1 protein-coding gene is annotated in these 1,528 nt (G+C 38.8%); it reads left to right on the forward strand.

The features are described 5' to 3' along the window. Positions 1-111: 111 nt before the first annotated feature. The gene (locus IV84_RS10365) at positions 112-1,488 is read left to right on the forward strand and encodes an ISLre2 family transposase (RefSeq protein WP_056986623.1); all 1,377 of its coding nucleotides are present in this window, start codon (positions 112-114) and stop codon (positions 1,486-1,488) included. The last annotated feature ends 40 nt before the right edge of the window (positions 1,489-1,528 follow it).

Below are 1,528 nucleotides of genomic sequence, written 5' to 3' on the forward strand. Positions count from 1 at the left end.
GTTAGTGTAAAGTTTTAGTAGGAAAGTGAAAAAAAGTCTTTTCAAAACAAGAGAAGACCGTTAATCTTCTAATTAGGTATAGCAGCCAAAAATTAGGAGGTAACGGTCTTCATGTCTCAAATATTAACAGAAATCATGACAGTTTTAAAGGATAGTAATAATTTATTTGATGCGGAACAGAATTTAATGATGCAGTGTCAGACGTTGATTGCCACTGCCTTAGGCCAGGCGTTAGAAGATCTTGATGATCTTCTAATTGGCGAAACAGAATACCAAGAAATTGTGGGCAAGCGCGAAAGAACTTTGAATTTTATGTGTGGGGCCGTGACTTTCAAACGCCGGTTAGTGAAACTAACTGATAAAAAATATGTATTTCCTTTAGATCGTTATTTGCAGTTAATTCCACGAAGTAGATTTTCACCCTTAATGGTCGAAAAGGTTGCCAAGCTAGCTTCACATAGTGTTTTACGGACAACAGCTTTGGCTGTTAACCTTTTAACCCCACTTTCTATCAGTCATCAGAAAGTTGGTCAACTTTATCAAACAGCAGGTACGCAATGTGAAAAGCAGCGTGAAGAAACCACGTTAGTAACTGTAGCAAAGAAACGTCAAGTTCCTTATTTATATCTAGAAGGTGATGCCTTTTGTGTCGCCATAAAGGCTAAACACCACCATAAGAATATCTTCGTGCACCGACTTCAATTAACGGAAGGCATTACCCAAAATGGCCAGCGCCGACAGACGCTAAACCGGCATGTGTTTACAGGATTAAACCGCCGAGTAGTTTTTAAGCAAGCACAAGATTATTTAAGTCAAAACTATGATTTACAACACACTACGGTGATCACCGGTAGCGATAATGGCAGTGGTTATGAACCATCCTGCTTTGATGAATTAGCAATTGGGGCAAAAAAACATGAACATTTTTTAGATTGTTATCACTTGAATCGAAAAATTCGTAAGCGATTAAGCATGATGCCTAAGAAACTACAAAATATGTTATTTCAGGCTGTTCATAATTGGGATAGTGACCAAATTCAGGTTATTCTTGATACTTGTGAATCAATAGCTAGCGATACAGATAGTCTTGAGTCAATTCAACTTTTACGGCGTTATTTGAAGCGTAATTGGAATTACTTAAAACCAGCTGTTGAGCGCAGCTTAACGGCTGAAAATGTGTGCTTGGGTGGTTGTGAAAGTAACCATCGTCGTTTTACGTACCGATTAAAGCATCAAGGTCGTTCTTGGAGTATACCTGGCTTAAAAGCAATGGTCAATGTGATTACGAGTGAAATTAATGGTCAACTGGAAGCGGCAATGTTAAATGTCCCCGCCGCCTCACCAATAAACGTCAAACCAGTTAACATATCTGCAAGTCATTTTCTTAAGCAACCCTTTACGCAACATCAAGGAATCAAGCATGGTAGTCTTCACCTAGATGCAGCAACCAGTAGTGCTATGGGTAATTTGGTGAAGATTATTTCGTAAAACCTGAATAATAGGTGTAGTGGAGGCGTTGATGAAAGAG

This window comes from Pediococcus damnosus (assembly GCF_001437255.1).
In the GTDB taxonomy this organism is placed as follows: domain Bacteria; phylum Bacillota; class Bacilli; order Lactobacillales; family Lactobacillaceae; genus Pediococcus; species Pediococcus damnosus.